At 33.9% G+C, this 17,883-nt stretch carries 21 protein-coding genes and 2 pseudogenes; 6 read left to right on the top strand and 17 right to left on the bottom strand.

The window, feature by feature from the left end; genetic code table 11:
• Nucleotides 1–107: 107 nt before the first annotated feature.
• On the bottom strand, nt 108–575 hold the full coding sequence (locus tag ACIQAA_RS32025; RefSeq protein WP_402627853.1) for an NUDIX hydrolase: 468 nt from the start codon (nt 573–575) through the stop codon (nt 108–110).
• A 119-nt stretch (nt 576–694) separates the two neighbouring features.
• Complete coding sequence (locus ACIQAA_RS32020) at nt 695–991, bottom strand: hypothetical protein (RefSeq protein ID WP_402627845.1); 297 nt, start codon at nt 989–991, stop codon at nt 695–697.
• A 169-nt stretch (nt 992–1,160) separates the two neighbouring features.
• Between ACIQAA_RS32020 and ACIQAA_RS32015 the strand changes: the two genes are divergently transcribed.
• A complete protein-coding gene (locus ACIQAA_RS32015) occupies nt 1,161–1,280 on the top strand; it encodes a hypothetical protein (protein ID WP_402627850.1) in 120 nt (39 codons plus the stop codon).
• Nucleotides 1,281–1,567: 287 nt separating this feature from the next.
• Nucleotides 1,568–1,963 (top strand): DUF3224 domain-containing protein, encoded by a 396-nt coding sequence (locus tag ACIQAA_RS32010; RefSeq protein ID WP_402627842.1) that lies wholly within the window; start codon nt 1,568–1,570, stop codon nt 1,961–1,963.
• 290 nt (nt 1,964–2,253) lie between these two features.
• On the opposite strand, the gene ACIQAA_RS32005 is transcribed toward ACIQAA_RS32010, so the two are convergent.
• The 7 genes from ACIQAA_RS32005 to ACIQAA_RS31975 form a co-directional block, all read right to left on the bottom strand.
• Nucleotides 2,254–3,333, bottom strand: coding sequence for a nitric oxide synthase oxygenase (locus ACIQAA_RS32005; protein WP_402627839.1), 1,080 nt, complete (start codon nt 3,331–3,333; stop codon nt 2,254–2,256).
• 201 nt (nt 3,334–3,534) lie between these two features.
• Nucleotides 3,535–4,245: a hypothetical protein gene (locus ACIQAA_RS32000; protein WP_402627837.1), complete on the bottom strand. Its 711-nt coding sequence runs from the start codon at nt 4,243–4,245 to the stop codon at nt 3,535–3,537.
• Nucleotides 4,246–4,437: 192 nt separating this feature from the next.
• On the bottom strand, nt 4,438–4,725 hold the full coding sequence (locus ACIQAA_RS31995) for a hypothetical protein (RefSeq protein WP_402627848.1): 288 nt from the start codon (nt 4,723–4,725) through the stop codon (nt 4,438–4,440).
• 344 nt (nt 4,726–5,069) lie between these two features.
• Nucleotides 5,070–5,618, bottom strand: a complete 549-nt coding sequence (locus tag ACIQAA_RS31990) for a hypothetical protein (RefSeq protein ID WP_402627834.1) — start codon at nt 5,616–5,618, stop codon at nt 5,070–5,072.
• 224 nt (nt 5,619–5,842) lie between these two features.
• Nucleotides 5,843–6,469: a hypothetical protein gene (locus tag ACIQAA_RS31985; RefSeq protein ID WP_402627831.1), complete on the bottom strand. Its 627-nt coding sequence runs from the start codon at nt 6,467–6,469 to the stop codon at nt 5,843–5,845.
• 184 nt (nt 6,470–6,653) lie between these two features.
• Nucleotides 6,654–7,217 (bottom strand): GNAT family N-acetyltransferase, encoded by a 564-nt coding sequence (locus ACIQAA_RS31980; RefSeq protein ID WP_335698786.1) that lies wholly within the window; start codon nt 7,215–7,217, stop codon nt 6,654–6,656.
• Between the two features lie 608 nt (nt 7,218–7,825).
• Nucleotides 7,826–8,176: a hypothetical protein gene (locus ACIQAA_RS31975; RefSeq protein WP_402627827.1), complete on the bottom strand. Its 351-nt coding sequence runs from the start codon at nt 8,174–8,176 to the stop codon at nt 7,826–7,828.
• Between the two features lie 224 nt (nt 8,177–8,400).
• On the opposite strand from ACIQAA_RS31975, the gene ACIQAA_RS31970 reads away from it, so the two are divergent.
• A complete protein-coding gene (locus ACIQAA_RS31970) occupies nt 8,401–8,952 on the top strand; it encodes a DUF3231 family protein (RefSeq protein ID WP_402627824.1) in 552 nt (183 codons plus the stop codon).
• Nucleotides 8,953–9,086: 134 nt separating this feature from the next.
• A complete protein-coding gene (locus ACIQAA_RS31965; protein ID WP_402627821.1) occupies nt 9,087–9,557 on the top strand; it encodes a DinB family protein in 471 nt (156 codons plus the stop codon).
• 280 nt (nt 9,558–9,837) lie between these two features.
• Here the strand turns inward: ACIQAA_RS31965 and ACIQAA_RS31960 are convergent, their stop codons facing one another.
• The 3 genes from ACIQAA_RS31960 to ACIQAA_RS31950 all read right to left on the bottom strand — a co-directional run bounded on the left by ACIQAA_RS31960 (nt 9,838) and on the right by ACIQAA_RS31950 (nt 11,574).
• Nucleotides 9,838–10,419, bottom strand: coding sequence for a HEAT repeat domain-containing protein (locus ACIQAA_RS31960; protein WP_402627819.1), 582 nt, complete (start codon nt 10,417–10,419; stop codon nt 9,838–9,840).
• Nucleotides 10,420–10,593: 174 nt separating this feature from the next.
• Complete coding sequence (locus tag ACIQAA_RS31955; protein WP_402627816.1) at nt 10,594–10,959, bottom strand: hypothetical protein; 366 nt, start codon at nt 10,957–10,959, stop codon at nt 10,594–10,596.
• 141 nt (nt 10,960–11,100) lie between these two features.
• A complete protein-coding gene (locus ACIQAA_RS31950; RefSeq protein WP_402627813.1) occupies nt 11,101–11,574 on the bottom strand; it encodes an 8-oxo-dGTP diphosphatase in 474 nt (157 codons plus the stop codon).
• 208 nt (nt 11,575–11,782) lie between these two features.
• Between ACIQAA_RS31950 and ACIQAA_RS31945 the strand changes: the two are divergent.
• Nucleotides 11,783–12,203 (top strand): annotated as a pseudogene (locus tag ACIQAA_RS31945) (NUDIX hydrolase).
• Between the two features lie 603 nt (nt 12,204–12,806).
• Here ACIQAA_RS31945 and ACIQAA_RS31940 read toward each other — a convergent pair.
• From ACIQAA_RS31940 to ACIQAA_RS31925, 4 genes are all read right to left on the bottom strand, one after another.
• Nucleotides 12,807–13,439, bottom strand: a complete 633-nt coding sequence (locus tag ACIQAA_RS31940) for a class D sortase (protein ID WP_402627810.1) — start codon at nt 13,437–13,439, stop codon at nt 12,807–12,809.
• A 1-nt stretch (nt 13,440) separates the two neighbouring features.
• Nucleotides 13,441–14,856: a processed acidic surface protein gene (locus tag ACIQAA_RS31935; protein WP_402627808.1), complete on the bottom strand. Its 1,416-nt coding sequence runs from the start codon at nt 14,854–14,856 to the stop codon at nt 13,441–13,443.
• 314 nt (nt 14,857–15,170) lie between these two features.
• Nucleotides 15,171–15,410, bottom strand: coding sequence for a hypothetical protein (locus ACIQAA_RS31930; RefSeq protein WP_402627805.1), 240 nt, complete (start codon nt 15,408–15,410; stop codon nt 15,171–15,173).
• 202 nt (nt 15,411–15,612) lie between these two features.
• The gene (locus tag ACIQAA_RS31925) at nt 15,613–15,864 is read right to left on the bottom strand and encodes a hypothetical protein (RefSeq protein WP_402627802.1); all 252 of its coding nucleotides are present in this window, start codon (nt 15,862–15,864) and stop codon (nt 15,613–15,615) included.
• 661 nt (nt 15,865–16,525) lie between these two features.
• On the opposite strand from ACIQAA_RS31925, the pseudogene ACIQAA_RS31920 reads away from it, so the two are divergent.
• Nucleotides 16,526–17,366 (top strand): annotated as a pseudogene (locus tag ACIQAA_RS31920) (tyrosine-type recombinase/integrase).
• A 209-nt stretch (nt 17,367–17,575) separates the two neighbouring features.
• Here the strand turns inward: ACIQAA_RS31920 and ACIQAA_RS31915 are convergent.
• On the bottom strand, nt 17,576–17,719 hold the full coding sequence (locus ACIQAA_RS31915) for a hypothetical protein (RefSeq protein ID WP_402627799.1): 144 nt from the start codon (nt 17,717–17,719) through the stop codon (nt 17,576–17,578).
• Nucleotides 17,720–17,883: the final 164 nt, after the last annotated feature.

Raw genomic sequence — 17,883 nt, 5'->3', positions numbered from 1 at the left:
TCTTTTATTATAAACGGGTTTTAATTCAGGGGACATAGAAAAACCCGATTAAGGGGCACTTTTTATTTAGTGTCCATTAATCGGGTTATAGTTCACCCTCTACATAACTATCTGTTATTTAACTGTTCTTTAAAGATTGTGGTTGGATAACTTTTTTGACTTAGTAATGCGTCAAATATCTGTTTTAGCACCATTGAATTACGAAATTCCAAATTTGTAAAATTATTTATTTCATTTAATTTAACCCACTTACTGTCTATTATTTCTTCATTATCAATTCTTAATGTTCCACCTACTATTTCACCAATAAAGTGGAATAAAATTACTTGATCATTTAAATCACTTACAAAATAGTATATACCAGTAGTATTTAAAAGCTCTACATCTAAACCCGTCTCTTCTTTAACTTCTCTACTTGCAGCATTTAGATTATCCTCACCGTGCTCAACCCGTCCAGACGGAAAGTTCCACTTATTAAACGCTGTTGGTTTATTTTCTTTGATCAGCAAGACCTCGTTATCTTTTATGACCGACACACTAACGACTAGACGATGCCTTTTTAAGGGATCACAAATGTTAGAATTAATTTCTATTATTGCTTAAATAAAATAGGTAAGTATTACCATTCCATTTAACTGTCACTCTTACCTAGGAGTTTTCGATTAATTTGTCATTATGGTTTAAACTTGAATATTTAATTGTTCAAACTACTATCAACACAATCAACGGTAACTAATAAACTTTCCATTATTGCACCTTTATGGACTTCAATTATGTACTCATAATCGTAAAACCTACCAAAAACAGTTTTTTCCCCTTCCAAATCAAGTAAATAACTCATAGCCACTTTTTCCTTGACCATTGCAATTATTGGTAATATGTCAGGGTATTCTTTTTCAAAAAATATAGGAGAATTTTCCTTTAATTTAAACCTGACTAACAAAAGAAACACCTCACTAGGTTTTATGTGTTCAGATGGTTTTTGGGTCATAGCTTCATCATCCTTTTATCAAAGCTAACTTCCCCTATTCTTGAATTAAAATATCCAATAAATTAGATTTATATGTAGGAAATTGAAATTTGAGGTGGAGGATTTGAAGCAATATGACGTGGTTAGAGTTACTGTAGATAATGTTATAGAAGGTGTGACCTAAGGACAAATTGGGATAATATTAGAAGTTTACGATGATAATCATTTTGAAGTAGAAATTTGTGAAATTAATGGGATAACGTTATTCTTAGGTGCATTATCAAAAGAAATTTTTGAAGTTGTTGTTTAACTAACGAGCAGTTTTGTTGAAGAGTACCTATTGCAATTAAGAAATGTCGCAAATGGCAGTATATTTTCTGAATGGAAAATAAGGCTTAATATACAATTTATGCATATAATCTTGTATATTAAGCCTTATTTATATACATATCCTTATTCCATTAACGCCACGTTACTTTAAGTGTAATACTTCACAAAGTTAGTAAAGAACAATAAATAAAAACACTCCACTATTGATGGTACTTTTTGGTATAGTAGAAGTAAATTACTATCTAATAATAAAGGGAGGTATACACGATGGAGGTAACATTTACAGTAAGCAAATGGGATGAAAAGCCAGTAGATGATGCTAGAAAAGAATTCCCTATTAATATTGCCCATGTCGAATATGATATTGAGGGTGAATTAAAAGGAAAAGCTTTTGTTGAGTATTTGTTATATTATATAGACTCTAGTATAGATGATGGTCACTTGGCCACTTCTAATATATCCGGATTTCTGCATTTCGAAGGAACTTATAAGGGAAAAAGGGGAACATTTATAGCTTTAGAGCAAGGGATATTTGATAAAGGAAATCTAGATTCTCCAGCAACAATCATCAAAGCTACCGGTGACTTAGAAAGCTTGAAAGGGTCCTATAATTATAAGTTTACAGATCAAACCAGTAAGATGATTCTTGACTTTAAATTTTAATGAAGTACCCTATAGTTAGTAAAAAAGGACATTCCTGTAATACCAGGAATGTCCTTTCCGTTAAAAGAGCTTTTTCAACTATCCTGCAACGTTAGTGGAACAACGAAAAAGCAGCAGCCACCGATCTTAAACTCGCGCAACCGTTACTTAAGTACAATTCTTCACAATCTTAATTTTAAATGCAACCCCATTCTACTATTCCATCTGTTGAAAAGCAGCATTTTAATATAGTAAGTTCCTCTGAATTATAAATTATAAAAACCAACATTTTAGTTGGCTTTACTAAAAAGTTAATATGGTTTAGTATGATAAAAATAGTTAGGCTTTTTAATTTCATTATTATATGGTTTATGAAAAATATGTGTTGTAGCTGGTGCTAAGGGTGGAATGAGCCAAGTCCAATCTCCTGAAACGGACCTTTCAATTTCCATTTCTTTTTCTTCAAATTTTTTAAATTGTTGTGTAGCGGTATGATGGTCTACTATACAAACCCCATCTTCCTTAAATGAATGTAAGACTGCTGTATTCAATTCTAAGAGTGCCCGATCCTTCCATAAAGATATATTACTTTTAATATCCAATTCCATTAAATTCCCTATTTGAGGAAGCATATTATACCGCAATTCATCTGCTAAGTTTCGTGCTCCTATCTGCGTGCCCATATACCAGCCATTAAAAGGAGCAGCTGTATAAGTAATGCCTCCAATTTCAAGAATCATATCCGAAATAATAGGTACTGCATACCATTTCAGGTTTAAATCTTCAAACCATTTGTAATGAGGATGACGAATAGGAACTTCAAGAAGAAGTTTTTCTGGTATCTCGACTATTTTTGGATGATTCTCATTTATTTGAATGACTAAGGGTAAGACATCAAATTTTCCAAACTTCGGTTTCCATCCAAGATTTATACAGGTTTCTGTAAAGGATACGGAGTGTGGATCCCCTAAAACACCTTGTTCAGTTTTATAACCTGCATAGCGGACCAATTGATGATTCCATATACGTACAGTTTTATTAGGTTTCTTCTGTGAAAAAATTGTTATTGTAGGGCGTATACGCCCCTTATTCGTTGCATAATCGATGTGCTCAAGTAATGCTTCAATCATTTCTTCTTCTGTATTTATGTTCCTCTTATCGAAAACGTTTAAATGATCCCAAAATAATCTTCCTATACAACGATTACTATTACGCCAAGCCACTTTTGCCCCATATTCTAGTTCCACGGTTGTGTGTTCATAAAAACCTTGGCTTAGTATCTGTTTATTAATATCATTCAACCTATTTTCTAGTTCCTGCTCAGTTTTATTTAATTCCCTATAACAAGAATGAATAAATTCCTTTGCTTCCTTAAGTAATTCGTTAATCAAAATTAATCCTCCTATGATAGATTATGCTCTAATAATATCATAATGGATTTGAATAAAAACAAACCCTATTTGTTAGAAGATCAGCCTACCACATAATCCCAAACAGGTTCACTTTGTTTTATTAATCTATCCTGCTCTTTAGTTCAAAAAGAAGGCTGCCAATTTTGACAGCCTGGAACTTCAACTCTTGCCACCGTTAGTTCAACAAGACTTTTCAATTTTCCATACTAGATTTTTAGGTTTGTCCTTTTCAAGAAATGTTAAACGATAGATATGTTTATAATCCTTATCCGCAAACTCCACTTTATGATTCAGCTTCCATTCAAGATTTCCAAAATCGCTGAATAAATCCTGTTCATCAGTATTCCCGACAGAGAATAGCTTCTCTTTATTAATGACTTCACCACTTCTTTTCTTGATCTCCATGTAAAGATCGATACTTGCTACTTCATGATGACACAAGACGCTGCAGATGTACTTCCTGTTTGGGCTGCTCTTCTTTAATAGAGGATAGACATTCTCATAATCTAGCTGTTTTATGTTCTGATAAACTAAATCAAGAGAAGACATGTCCCAATTAAACTCCTCAGCAGCGAGTTTCATTCCCTCGTGCACAATTTGTAGAATCCGTTCTTTCTTTTCTCTGTCGGATGTCAGTGTCAGTATATTTTCAACATCCGCCTCTACAAATACAGGAAAATAATCAAAGATAATATGAGTAAACTTATCGATTTGCTCTTTTTGTTCTAGGTTATCTACACAATAGATTTGTATCCCTTTATCATCCTTTGACTGTAGCTTTGGCAGAAGACGGCTATATAAAAATGTAATACATCTTGTTTCGTGAAAGAATGTCCAGTTCTGTTCTTTGTTTTTCGGAACGTAAAGCTGAATATCTCTTATGATTGGCATAAACAATCTCCTTATGGTCTCTTTTGGGAAGGGTGATCCAGTTTAAGAAACGGTTAGCATAGTTGGGTGTATTTCCGCAAGATTACCGTTGAAGTATATATTTATTCAACTAAACTGTTGACGATAGTACAACAAAAAAAAGCAATCTTCTTATTGAAGAATCGCACCTTTTAGTTTAAGAAGCAGTTACTTTTACCACTCTCTCCATTCTTCGGTAAAGTCTTCATCGGATTCTAAACCAGCTATATTTGCTGCTTCAATAATATATTCACACAGTTCTTCTCTCTCCATTGTCTCAATAAAATTATCATATTTGTCATTTAATTCATTTAAACTGATTACAACATCTTTAACAAATTTCATTATTTCTTTCTTTTTCGCCTTAACTCCAAGTTTTATTAGGTTGTTAATGTAAGAATCAAGAACCTTGATAGTAGCTTCAATATTTTCGGGATTAAATATATCATCTCCATAAGTCATTCTCTTTGTCCATTTATTTGTAGGTTTAGTTAAGTCCTGAAGATTCCTTTTTCCACCAGAAATCTGCTTAGTTTTAAGTTTCTGTTTCGTATAATAAACATACTCAATTCCGTCACAAACTGTTAAGTTTTCATCTAAGATATTCGTTTCAGGAAACACCAGACTCTTCAGTTTGGTTAATTTTGGGACAATGCTAAGGGATGGTATATCACCACAGGCTATAATTTTGAGATATTCAAGTTCCTTTAAATTCTGGATAGGAGAAAAAGCCTCTATGCTTTTACAATTCTCAAAAAACAATTCGGCTACTGGAGCTTTTAATTCTTCCAACGCTGTTATATCAGCTAATGTTGTAGGTAGTACAATCCTAGACTCTTTAAATTTACTATTCCTTCAATACCATCAAGTGTGTGGAGGCTTGATTGTGTCATACTAAGTTCATTCAAACTTTTCAAGTTTTTAAATTCATTAAGATTCTTTGATTTAGGTTTATAACCCCACAATGCAACCTTTTTTAATTTATTTAACTCATTAATCCCTACGGTTTTTTTCGGGAATGTACCATATAATTCCTCTAAATTCTTTATCTCGTTTATTCTGAATTCAACTTTTGTTGTTGTTTCATTAACTGCCAATACACTTAATTTTTTTAAGTCATAAATACCACCAAGGTCTTTTACAAAATGATTAAGTATCGACAATTTTTCAATAGATGGACACTCCTTTAGAAAATTTAAATCATCACAATCAAAGTCCTCTACATCTACTTTCGTTACATTAAACTCATTTATATATTTAATACTTTCATTAATTGCACTAGAATCCTTTATGATTACCGTATCTCCATTTGAATCCCTTTTTACACGAACATTTCCTATTTTTAAAATTGGCATAAATCCCTCCATACTTAACAAGTTCTCTAATTTAGAATAGCTTATAAAAAAATTATTTCTATATTTAATTTGATTTTCCTTGTTAAACCAAACTGCCAGTTAGCACAAAAAGAAAAGCCGCCAAAATGACAGCTTGGATCTTTAACTCTTGCACCCGTAGGTTCAACAAGACAGGCCAATTAAGGCATCCGCTAGTTTAAGTGCCATATTTCACAATCTACTTCTTAATGAAACAAAACCGCAATTAATGTTTCATCTTCTCCTAAATTATTTTTCTTCATTAGAGAAATTCTTGTTTTATCTGAAAGAGAGTCTGAAGTTCTTATATCTACGTTTAACATTGTACACAACAAGCAGTCCTCATTACCTTTAAACGTACTACATATACGAAGCACATTATCAATATGTAATGAAAAATCGCTTATATTACTTGTATTTAAAGATAAGAAATCTTGATGTTCACTGTAATGTCGCTTGATTTCTTCAAACAGTTTTACTAAATCGTTTGGAGGGTATAAAGTACCTGCTATCATTAAAACTTTCTCATTATTTAGATATAGTTCATCTTTTTCAATTTTGAAATGGTCTATTTTCTTTAAAAACTCCCAAGAAAAACTACCTTTCCCTTTTCCTTTCCCTTGCCCAAACAATTTCCAATAGACACCCTTCTCTGTAAAGCAGAGTCCAGTTTTAAATCCACAATGTAAAAATGCAATTATAGATTCCTCAGTGGGTATCTCATACTTTTTGTTTATGTAATTTAACATTTTTTCAGGAATATATTTATAATAAAATCCCTCATTTTGGTAATATGCAAATATATCGTAAATATCCATCTTTGTATTCAGCAACTTATATATCCCACCTTTTTCCATTTTATATAAATACGCTTTGAAATGGAAAAAGTTTCAAACCATCTGAGTGATTTTTTCATAAGCTAACCTGCCCCGTTAGCTCAATAACAAAAAAAGACCGCCGCAGCGATCCACTCTTTAACTCTTGCACCCGTTACTTTAAGTGTAATTGTTCACAATGTTACTTTACTATAGAATAAACACAAGTGTCAGTCAGTTTGCTACCATCAGCGGATAAATCATCATTTCTTAAAGTACCTTCCAATACAAACCCTAGTTTTTCTGGGATAGCACGACTTTTAAGGTTTGTTGATTCACACCTTATTTCAATTCTTCTAAACTTGAAATAATTTAAGCCGAAGTCAGCCAATTCCTTCACAGCTTCGGTCATATATCCATTACCGCTATATTTTGTATTAATCCAGTATCCAATTTCACACTTTGGGATGTCCCAGTTAATCCCATGGAGGCTTGTAGTTCCAATAAATTCACTGCCACCTTTATCAAAGATAAGAAAACGAAAACTCTCTCTTTTTAAAAAATTTATATGAGCATTCCTTAACATGATCTCCGTTTCTTCAACAGTTGGAGGTTCCTGGAAAAGTGACAACCACGATTTTAATTCATAAAAGGAGTCTTTAATTGCTTGGCTCACAATTTCTCCGTCGCCAGCTTGTAGTGGTGCTCGAAGAATTAGCCTATCTGTATCTAATTTTAAAGGAACATCTAACAACAAAGGGTTCATTTGATTTTTCCTCTCTTTGAACTTTTTAAATTAATAATGAAAAGTAATGAAATAAAAAAACTTTCACCTCCGAGAAATAAATCTTTAGAACGAGAGTTGTAACTTCGTGGCACCACCTCAGTTTGGTGCTACGTCACCAAAAGTGGAGTTTTCTGAATATTGTATTCTCGCAAGTTACTCTTGTCAAGAAATTCCTTGTTGAATTAAACTGCCCGTTAGCCATCCATGCAGCGGAAAAATCGTCGCTGCACCTCAGAGAATGAAAATGGACCTGACAGTCTATACTGTTTTAATGCTGGCGAAGAAGGTCTTTGAACTATGGTGCCTTTGAGCCCATCCGTTAGTCTGACTCCAACGACCACGGTGTACCACCGACTGTCGCGCCCTTTATGGGTAGCACTCATGGGAGATTAATCCTTTTTCTGGTTGTTGCGCCAGCTTTGCCTGATTTAATACTAAGTAGAAAGATGTTCGTGCTACATTTACCTGCAACCCTAATATGATTTTTCAAGAGGCTCAGCCTTTTTTTTAAAACTAGTTTTCCTGGGTCTATTTTTGTATGCCCTTTTTCAGTTTTTATTTTCATGGGAGTTCAACAAGGGGTAGTATTAAGAGTTCCTGTTTTTCCATTGTTCATCAGTCCAAGGAAAACTTGAATATTGGATTAGATGAAACCCATTTATTTTTAAAATTCTTTGTGCTTCTTCTGAAAAATTGTAGGCAATAGCAATTTTTTTACTATCCGAACTTCCTAACTTTTCAATACCTTTTATAGCTTGTGAAGAAGTAACAACAAATTCATCTTTAGGGTAATATATGGCCGAAACAATCTCATCACTATGCTTCATTTGTTTTCCATATTTTTTTGGCAAAGCGTTAATTATTTTTGTAAAGGACTGATTTTTAAACAATGAGAATTTTATATTATATTCCCCTTTTCCATACCAATTTTTATTCAAGATTAATATTCTAGTAATTCGAATTTTACCCTTTTTATATCGAGAGTTATATATTTTTTGTTCAACTAACCTGCCCTTTAGTTGAACAAGCAATATTAAGTTCACAATATCATCGAAGTGTGACATTAAGTTACTTGCAGCAATGCATGAATTATTTATTTATTTATTTATTTATGGGAATTATTTGTAGTAACTGAATTCTAATCAAATCGAGGTTGATCTTAATGCCTAACATTTTTGAAGCGATAATTGATTACATAAGAACAACATCAATTGATACTGACCCAAAGCCTCGTCCACACATAGGTGAAGCAATGGGATGTTGGCTATATTACACCGCAATAGCAGATGAAATACCCGCACTTGAAACTGCTTTAAATACAACAACTGATAACGAACTAATAAGTTTAGTAAAAGAGGCAAAAAAATTAGCTAATCATCAAAAGGGTATTCTCGAAAAATTTATGATCGATGAAGGAATCCCTCTATCACCAATATCACAATCAAAACCTAAATCTGAGCCAAATAGCGTCTCTTTAGGTGTAAAAGTAACAGATGATGAAATAGCAAACTTTATTGCTATTAAGGTTGCTTCCAATATAGTGCTATGTTCAACTAACATGACTCAATCAGTTCGAAATGATATCGGTCTTTTGTGGGCAAGGTTTCATGCCGAGAAAATGATATATGGAATGGAACTTAAAACCGCGATGCGTAAAAGAGGCTGGATTAAAGTTCCACCTTATTACTATCCTCCTGGGGCACCAAGTAATTGATTTTGGTGCTCCTTTCATCAAAATGCGACATAATTGTATCTGAGAAATAAATTAACTAAATATTTCTCCTTTTTCATTGGCACGAACATTCATTCGTGTATAATTAAGATATTCTAATAAAAGGAGGAATTTTAATGAATTCTATTGATTTAATTATTTTAAACTTTAATGAAATTAGGAGAAGAAGCATTAAAGTCTGGACATCTATTCCTGATGAGAAACTCCATTGGAAGCCAGATGGTGAAGCAATGAATTGCCTAGAAATGATTAGACACGTACTAGAAAGTGAACATTACTATCACTTAGCAATTAAAAATAGAGGGAGTTTGTCCGTTTTCAATTCTCCTTTCGAAAATCGTCCATTTACCTCAGTAAATGCCGAATTGGAATATGCTGAACCTTATAGAAAAGCGTTCATAGATACAATCAAGTCATTTTCTGAAGAAGACTTAGAAAATATAAAGATTGACCGTTCTGATTCAGGTTACATAAGAGATTTAGGCGACATGTTATTACGTGTTGGCTATCATGAATCTATTCATACGGGTCAGTTATTGGATTATTTAAGAACAGCAGGTGTTCCAAGAGTCCGTATCTGGGATTAATCCACTCCAATGGTGCTACCACAATAGTGATGCACCTTTTTTATTTCACAGATTAGTTCTGAATCACCTTTCATGTTTGCCCCATTTCTTGTTTTGAATCCCCAGTCTTGATAAACCATCTAGTAATACCTATATCTACTTTCGTCGCAATTTTGGTTCAAATGTGAAATTAAGAGAATTGCTTGCACTCTTTTTCAACTAAACTGCCATTTTACTTGAAAAAGAAAAAAGCGATCTCCATTATTGAAGAATCGCTACCCGTTAGCTGAATAAGGATTATTTATTCTCTACTTAATTTTTCAAGGTTTAATATTGCCCTTTTAGCAGTATTTCTAATCCAAGTTATTTCGTGATTAACGAATGGCTTTATATAGGTCATCAACTCAGGGTCCTTAAATTTTGAAAGGGATGATAGTGCGTGTCCTTGAACATCTTTATCCTCTAATAGCCCCACCAAAACAGGAATTACCTTTTTGTCTTTAAATTTTCCTAGTCCATCAACAATCATTTGTCTCGCCGTACCGTGTTTCTTATCTGTTGCAATCTCCAAAAGGTCATTTAATGAACTTTTATCCAGAATTAACGATAAAGAATTGCCAATTGCCCATTTATAAATGTTATTAGACGAGTTTTTAAATTCATTGATTAACGGATTAGAGGCAGTATTGAATTCCTTTACTCCGAGGCATCTTACCAGAAATTCCTTATGATTAATGTCAGTTATTTGCGATAAGTGCCTTAGTATAATGGGAATGACATCTTTATTTTTATTATCTATATTCTTCAATTCTTCAATTGAAGAGATACTATATCCTAAATCCCTTACCTCTAAAATATGTAGTTCTTTGTTTAATTTCTCCACCTTCGCTACCCCTATCTAAACAATGCTTTATATATAAGATTTTACCACTTCTTATTGAACTAAACTGCTCGTTAGTTAATCAAACAAAAAAAGCTGCCGAAGCAGCCACCGTTCTTAAACTCTTGGACCGTTATTTTAATAACTAAATTTTGCAGCTTCTTGGTAAATGAACCGCTATTTCTCTATTCTAACTAGACATTTTTCATAAATCTCAATTTCATCAATATTATAATAATCTAGTCGAATTATAAAATTACCTTCTTTTGATTCAAGCTCCTCACCTAACCAACAAGGATAGATTTCACAATATTCACCCGTCTTAAGATATTGTTTTAAAAGGTCACATAAAGCAATAAAATCTCTCTTTGACTTTTTATAATTATGTGGAGAGTTCTTTTTTTGATAATAATTTACGTTCCAAATGGGATTGGGTAATTCAATTTCATAAACATTTTGAGTAGTAAAATGCTTTTTTTGAACATCACTTCTGTTATTTTCATCTGAAAAAAAGTAACCAATTTCGATAGGTTCATCAGTCACTTCCTCCTTATTTGTACATTAAAATTACATCCTAGATAAGTTGCAATACTCATAAAACACCTCCTCTAGATATATGCTGTCGGAACAGCCTTACATATTGAATTTAAGCACCCGTTAGCTTAATAAGTAACTATCTCTTAACTAAGTTTTCTTTATTGTGAAAATACCTTCTTGGTCTTTTTGATTATCCCATACAACCTGAATTTCAAAGGACCCTTCTTCAAAAAATAAAGGAAACCTCCTCCGAATAGATTCCTGCATAGGAAGATTATAGGCTTTTTCTATATTTACCCAAACAGGTTTTCCTTCTGGAGAATCTATAAGTAATTCACCTTTAAAATCTTGCGTAAGGTAATTGAATATCATATAACGATCTTTTGCAACAGGATTAACGTATTCATATAACCCTTTATAAACTAAGTTACTAACCTCAAGTCCAGTTTCCTCTTTAACTTCTCTTATAGCACCATCAACTATACTTTCAGGAAATTCAACTTTGCCTCCAGGAGGAATAAATCCTTTGAAGTTGTCGTGTTGCCTATCGAGGAGCAATACCTTGTCCCCATTTTGAATCATACATACCGTCCAAATTTTATAGTGTACCTCAACGCTCATTATTTCCCCTCAAATCCTTTTTCTAAATTTTAGCATATTATTTATGTTTTTTTCTTCAACTAACCCGCTTCGATAGTTCAATAAGAAAAAGCTGCCAAAAATGGCAGCCGGTCTTCAACTCTTGCACCCGTTACTTTAAGAAGGAAAATTTTATATACCCGAATTGACCAAATGTGAAAATAATCCTACCAAACCTATAACAATTGCAATGCTTAATTCTGCAGGAGTGCTAGTATTTGATAGGGAGAATCGCTTGTTGCTGCAAAGACGAACAGATAACGGATATTGGGGTCATCCAGGTGGGTTTTATGGAATTAGGAGAAACAATCCAAGACACGGCAAGAAGAGAAGTATTTGAGGAAACGGGGCTTCAATTAGGGAAACTCGAATTTTTCGATATCCACTCTGGACCTAAATACGAAAGGACACTTTCGAATGGAGATCAAGTTTCCGTATTCAAAGTTTTGTTCACCTGTCATGAATTTGAGGGAGAACTATTAGAGTCGAGTAGCGAGTCCCTAAATAATCGCTTCTTCCCACTTGAAAATCTACCAGAAGAATTAGTTCCTCAGCACAAGGAGATTTATAAAATTCTATTGTCCCGTAAAGAGACACCAATTATAGATTAAATACTAGCACAGTTAAATTCCCCTACAACTTCCGATTTAGTTGATTTTGTTTGTCTTGCATTTTAATATTCATAGAGGGCTTCCTCCTTAAGAGTCTGAGTTAGAGTGGTGTCTATACTCATATCTTACTGAGGAGCCTTATTTTTTCAAAGTTGAAAAATAACGCTCTACAGGAATGCTAACGTAGCCCATTTGTCGAACTAATATTCGTTAAATATATTAAATATATGTTCGACTTATTTTGTATATCACTTTGATTCGTGCTTAGTCAACCACCGGGAACCATCCAGGTACATTCAAAAGCATTCTAAACATATTATCCGGGATTACCAATTCTTTTTGAGCTGTTTTGGCAATGTTTTGCGAATCTCATTTTCTTGTTCGTTTAATAACTTTTCCACCCATTTAGGTTCCATTATAAGAGCATGTCCTAATGCTAACAAAGGGACGCCAGTGTCCAGTGCCTCGACAATTTCCTAAAACGATGAAAAAAGGCAGATATCCTCACTAATTGTGAGGATATCTGCCTTTTTGTTTAAAGGGACTTTTTCAGTGCCCTCCTTACGACGGCGCAGGGTGTTTTCTCGTTTTTTTACCTATTTATTAACTTACTGTTTTTGAAGCCAGATAAGCGACAAGGATATAGCGTTCAGGTGCTGACCCGATATACTCAAAAGGATAACAGGTACTGACGGTTAGTGTAGCTCTTGGTTTTGGAACAATAACTGTCCGGTCGTCTTCATCAACAATCCGTACTTTGTTGACTTTGTATGTGAACTCCCCTGCTGAAGTTCGAACGATTAACACATCTCCTTCGCCTACCTCCCCCAGTTTTCGAAATACGGTATCTCGATGACCCGAAAGAACGGAATTGTCATTTTCACCAGGAAGCACACTTTCTGCAAAATGACCCACTCCTTTTTCCAACTCATCCTCGTTTGTTCCGTGGTAGATAGGAAGGGTTGCGTTTAATTTTGGGATATACAGTTCTCCTATTTCTTCGCCCATTTTAGGGCGTGAAGGATATAGCTCTTCTTCTGTTTCATCTTTACTTGGCTGTGTAGTCTCTTTTACTTCGATATTGGAGGATTGAGTCTTATAGGCAAAATAGCCTTTTGCAAACTTATAGATATTGGTACCAGAAACCCAAAGTCCAAACCCAATGACAGCAATAGTAAAAGAAAGAAGAATCAACCGCTTTTTACGATTGATTCCCTTATTATAAAATCGTTCCATCTTACACATTCCTTACCCTTCGGTACATCAAGATACCAGCTAAAACAATGGCAAGTCCAAATAGTGCATTCGGGATATAATCAGAAGCTGTCTTTGGAAGTTTAGCACCTTTGACGGTCTTACGTTCCGGTTTCTTCTGGGTAATCATTTTTTGTGGTTTAGCTGCAGCTGGTTGTTCAACTGTTTTTGTTACTTCTTCGGCAGACTCCTCGATTTGCTCACCTGTTTCAATAACGGTTTCGGAATCGACCATTTCACCCGTTACAATGAGTTCCGCTAACAATTGTCCGTCAGTACTGGATAATGCTACTTTCAAGTTAGCACCTTTTAGTTCTTCCATTTTCAGTAAGTCCCAAAAAGAAAGTGGTGTCTCTAATCCGCTTTTGACAAGGGTAAAGTCTGCCTTCAGTTTAAAGATCGAAAGAAATTCATCATAGATGGATGCGATCTCAGCGATTTGTTCCGCTGTAAGCTCAGCAGCTGCATCAAAGTCCTGCAAAGCCATCATACGGTTACCCAATTCTTCAAGTCTATCTAGAATTGCAGGATCGGAGAGTTGTTCCTCCAAACTCATCAAATGTCCTTCAATTCGTTGGAGTTCCTCATCCGTAAGATCGATTTCTCCCTGAAAAATAGGAAGAAGATCTTCTGCTATTTCTTCATCCATTCCAGGATTTAGCTCATCACCAGAATATTGCCAAACAGCATTATCCAAGTCATCAATATATACGTAATCGTTGATGTCCTTTCCGTTTTCCTCTAATAATTGGAATAAAGCCTGTTGATCCAACTCATAATTTTCGTAAAAGTAATCTAAATTACTGAGATCAGCTTTAATCACTTCACTTAGGAATGCGCTTAGGTCTTCAACGGTTTCAAATTCTTCGAGAGTGGTTTCATAAATAGCAAGAGACGCTTCTATATCTTCCTTCGTCACTTCAAAGCCTCTTTCTTCGCTAACCATGTCTAAATACTCCACAAGGTCTTGGTCAAAATTTGGATCGCGTTCAAAAACCCCGTCTTCTGTATAGAAGTAAACAGCTGAATAGAGGTTATCAAGAAAGATATAATCGTTTAGTTCCTCACCATTTTCGTTAAACAATTGATGAAGCCCTTCTTCATCTAGTTCAAATTCCTCATAAATGGAATCTAAGTTACTTAAATCGGATTTGATTACTTCACCTAAGAAACTACCTAGATCTTCAACAGATTCATAGTTTTCAATACTGTCTTCATAAGCGGCAAGAGAAGCTTCTATATCCTCTTTCGTCACTTCAAACCCTCTGACTTCACCAACTTCTTTTAAATATTGTATAAGATCCTGCTCAAACGTCGTGTTTTCAGCAGCTAGTGTTAATTGTGGAAATAAGCCGATTAACAATGAAAAGGAAAGTAAAATTGCCCCCAGTTTTTTCATGATGATTGTCTCCTTTTTATAACTTTCTTTATTTCTAGAAAATTATAATTTGATTACAATAAAATTACAATGAGGGTTTTGTTACCAAATCGAGTACTTTCTTTAACTTTATCTGCCAAAAGGATCATTCTATCTGCCAAATGAATTTCAAACGGTATTATACATATCTAATATGTAAGAGCCTTATAAAATCAACAAATTTTCACCTTTAGTCTTGATAATGTTCCAGATAAGCGCTCGTTTGTGGAATAACACTTAGTTTCCGGTTAGATTTTGAGGTATAAACTAAAAGACAGTAAGGGCTGTATGATTCCTTACTGTCTGCTCAATCGTTCAATCTCTGTTTCTACTTTGTAGACTCTTTTGTTTAATACTTCAGTTTTATCATCGATATGATCAACAATTTTATCTGTGTATAATCCTAAACTATCAACAAGATTCTTTTGTAATTTTTCTTGACCAACTTCCAGTCTGTTCTGTCCTTGTTTCAATTCATTTATGTCTACGCGTATTTCTTTTAGTTCATTCAAAATTTGTTTTAAGATTTCTTCCACATATTTCTCCCCCGTCCATTTGTTCTTGATCTTATTATACCATCCATTAATTATCTATAAAGTAAAATTGTAAAAGATATTCAATTCAACAATAAGGAACTAAATTGCAAAATAAGCGCCAATCCTCAGGAATGGCGCCTTTTCTGGAAGATCTCAGTCTTAAAATCAATTAATTCTTCTTTCACTAATGCTACCCTTTAGTTTAGTAAGATAACTCAGTATTTCTCTTATTTTTAACGAAAAAAATAACCCAATAAACAAATAAATATAGAGTACCTATGACTGCATAAATAGACCAGATTGAACCTATTTGTAACTGAGCAATTAAGTGTTCTAATTCATTCACACTTATATCTCTTTCTATACTATTTAGCATGCTTATTATCGGAACAGTCATCGTTAGAACAATCGTGATAATCGATAAAACTATCAGTTTCTTTCGTGTAACATTCATAATTGCAGTTCCAAGTGTTGCAAATAAAAATATATAATAAATTACCCAAACCCAACTTGGAAGTGTTTCCCAATACATATTTTCACCTCATATGCTTTTCTTTATTTTACCATTAAAATCACAACTGAAAGAAAAATTCTCTATTTTTTTCTTCCACTAAACTGCTTCGTTAGCTTAATAAGATGAAAAAGGGGGATACTAGGTATAGGTGATAATTATAAAAAGAGAGCACAATCCATTGTACGTCATTCGCTTCGACGACTTGAAAGCTTAGGCTACACCGTTTCGCTGACAGAAACAGAAGCATCTTGATCCAGTCTAAAGATTAGATTTCTAATAGCCTATGAATCAGGCGCTCTCCTTTTTTAAAAAATGAATGAGCTGCGTCTTCTTTAGCATTGCCTTTTTTTCATCTATACATAATTTAATTTTCATAGTAGTTGAAGAACAAATTATGAAATTAATAAAAGCCTGGTGTTTTATTAAAAGCATTTTCAAGTTCATTTAAATCGTATCCGATTTCCTTGAATTGATTAATTTTCTCATCTCTTGTTAGATATAAAAGGCTTTTTGGTTTCGTGTAATCTGGTAATAGCTAAGTCTTTATTTCAATATTCAAGGCAATAATTGCTCTAATATAACCAATAAGGAGGAATTGATTTTGCAATTAACAAAAGCCTGGGAACTTTATGAATCGGATAAAAGGATCGAAGGATTCTCTCCACAGACATTAAAAGCGTATAGGCTCCAATCTAAGTTACTCATCGCATCACATTAACGATGTAAGTATTGAATCAATAACCACTGATCAGTTGAAAGGATACCTAGCAAAATCTAGTGAACATCTAAAACCATCAAGTTTAGCTCACCGAATTCGATTTAATAAATCGATATTTCGTTGGTCACACGAAGAAGGTCATATAACCAAAAATCCAGCTACTAAAATTAAAGAACCTAAACAAGGGAAACGAATCCCAAAATTCTTAACAGAGAGGGAAATTGAGCATTTAAGTGAAGCGTGTTTAACTCCAATGGAAAAGGCATTATTTGAGTTTATGTTTTCCACAGGATGTAGAATTGGTGAAATAGTTTCTCTAGAAAAGAATTGTATCAATTGGTCAAATCACTCTGCCATTATCCAGGGAAAGGGGGATAAAGAAAGGGAGGTCTATTTTAATATACGTTGTGAAATTTGGCTGAAACGATACTTAGATTTTCGTCAGGATAAAGACCCAGCCATTTTTGTAACTGAACGGCACCCGCATAAAATGAGTATTGGTCAGATGAGGTACATAATAAAACGAATATCCAGTCGTGCAGGGATCAATAAAGAAATCCACCCACACCAACTACGCCACAGCTATGCCACACACCTATTGAACAACGGAGCCCCTCTAGATGTCATTCAAAGTTTACTAGGACACGAAAAAAGCGAGACCACTAGGATTTATGCCCAGTTAAGTGGAAGCATTAGAAGAGAATTTTATAGAAAATATTTTTAGAAATGTTGGAAAAAGGCAGCGGATACTCCGCTGCCTGTTGCTCTATCGCACCCTTTAGTTGAAGTGAAATATTTCACAAAATTTCACTATTATTATGGTTGAGAAATCTTTGTGAAAATAGAAAAACATCAATGGGCACCATTAGAAAAATATGATACCCAAGAAATGAATGTAATTTGTCTGCTTTCGTACTAATTATATTCATCATTTTACATAACATGGAGTGAGTGATTTTTGGTAATAGTTATCTCTTGTTGCTTTTTTAGAATATCGAGTAATCCTTCGTTAGGAACAAGTGTAATATACCTCTCAAAAAACGGATGGTATTCATTCGTTCTCGGGCGTCTAAGCATTAAAACCGCCTCCACATTAGATATATCTTCATATTAATTTATCTTTCAAAAAGGATCGTAATTATTTAATTGAACTATAACCCGATTAATGGACACTAAATAAAAAGTGCCCCTTAATCGGGTTTTTCTATGTCCCCTGAATTAAAACCCGTTTATAATAAAAG

The sequence above is a fragment of the Neobacillus sp. NPDC093182 genome (genome assembly GCF_044754045.1).
Note: the sequence above shows the minus strand (reverse complement) of the source record. Positions and strands in the feature narration are given on the sequence as shown.

What these genes read in the sequence shown, in the direction of transcription:
- ACIQAA_RS32020 (WP_402627845.1), bottom strand. Translation starts at nt 991, where the DNA reads ATGACCCAAAAACCATCTGAACACATAAAACCTAGTGAGGTGTTTCTT.
- ACIQAA_RS32010 (WP_402627842.1), top strand. Translation starts at nt 1,568, where the DNA reads ATGGAGGTAACATTTACAGTAAGCAAATGGGATGAAAAGCCAGTAGAT.
- ACIQAA_RS32000 (WP_402627837.1), bottom strand. Translation starts at nt 4,245, where the DNA reads ATGCCAATCATAAGAGATATTCAGCTTTACGTTCCGAAAAACAAAGAA.
- ACIQAA_RS31995 (WP_402627848.1), bottom strand. Translation starts at nt 4,725, where the DNA reads ATGACTTATGGAGATGATATATTTAATCCCGAAAATATTGAAGCTACT.
- ACIQAA_RS31990 (WP_402627834.1), bottom strand. Translation starts at nt 5,618, where the DNA reads ATGCCAATTTTAAAAATAGGAAATGTTCGTGTAAAAAGGGATTCAAAT.
- ACIQAA_RS31980 (WP_335698786.1), bottom strand. Translation starts at nt 7,217, where the DNA reads ATGAACCCTTTGTTGTTAGATGTTCCTTTAAAATTAGATACAGATAGG.
- ACIQAA_RS31970 (WP_402627824.1), top strand. Translation starts at nt 8,401, where the DNA reads ATGCCTAACATTTTTGAAGCGATAATTGATTACATAAGAACAACATCA.
- ACIQAA_RS31965 (WP_402627821.1), top strand. Translation starts at nt 9,087, where the DNA reads ATGAATTCTATTGATTTAATTATTTTAAACTTTAATGAAATTAGGAGA.
- ACIQAA_RS31950 (WP_402627813.1), bottom strand. Translation starts at nt 11,574, where the DNA reads ATGAGCGTTGAGGTACACTATAAAATTTGGACGGTATGTATGATTCAA.
- ACIQAA_RS31940 (WP_402627810.1), bottom strand. Translation starts at nt 13,439, where the DNA reads ATGGAACGATTTTATAATAAGGGAATCAATCGTAAAAAGCGGTTGATT.
- ACIQAA_RS31935 (WP_402627808.1), bottom strand. Translation starts at nt 14,856, where the DNA reads ATGAAAAAACTGGGGGCAATTTTACTTTCCTTTTCATTGTTAATCGGC.
- ACIQAA_RS31925 (WP_402627802.1), bottom strand. Translation starts at nt 15,864, where the DNA reads ATGAATGTTACACGAAAGAAACTGATAGTTTTATCGATTATCACGATT.
- ACIQAA_RS31915 (WP_402627799.1), bottom strand. Translation starts at nt 17,719, where the DNA reads ATGCTTAGACGCCCGAGAACGAATGAATACCATCCGTTTTTTGAGAGG.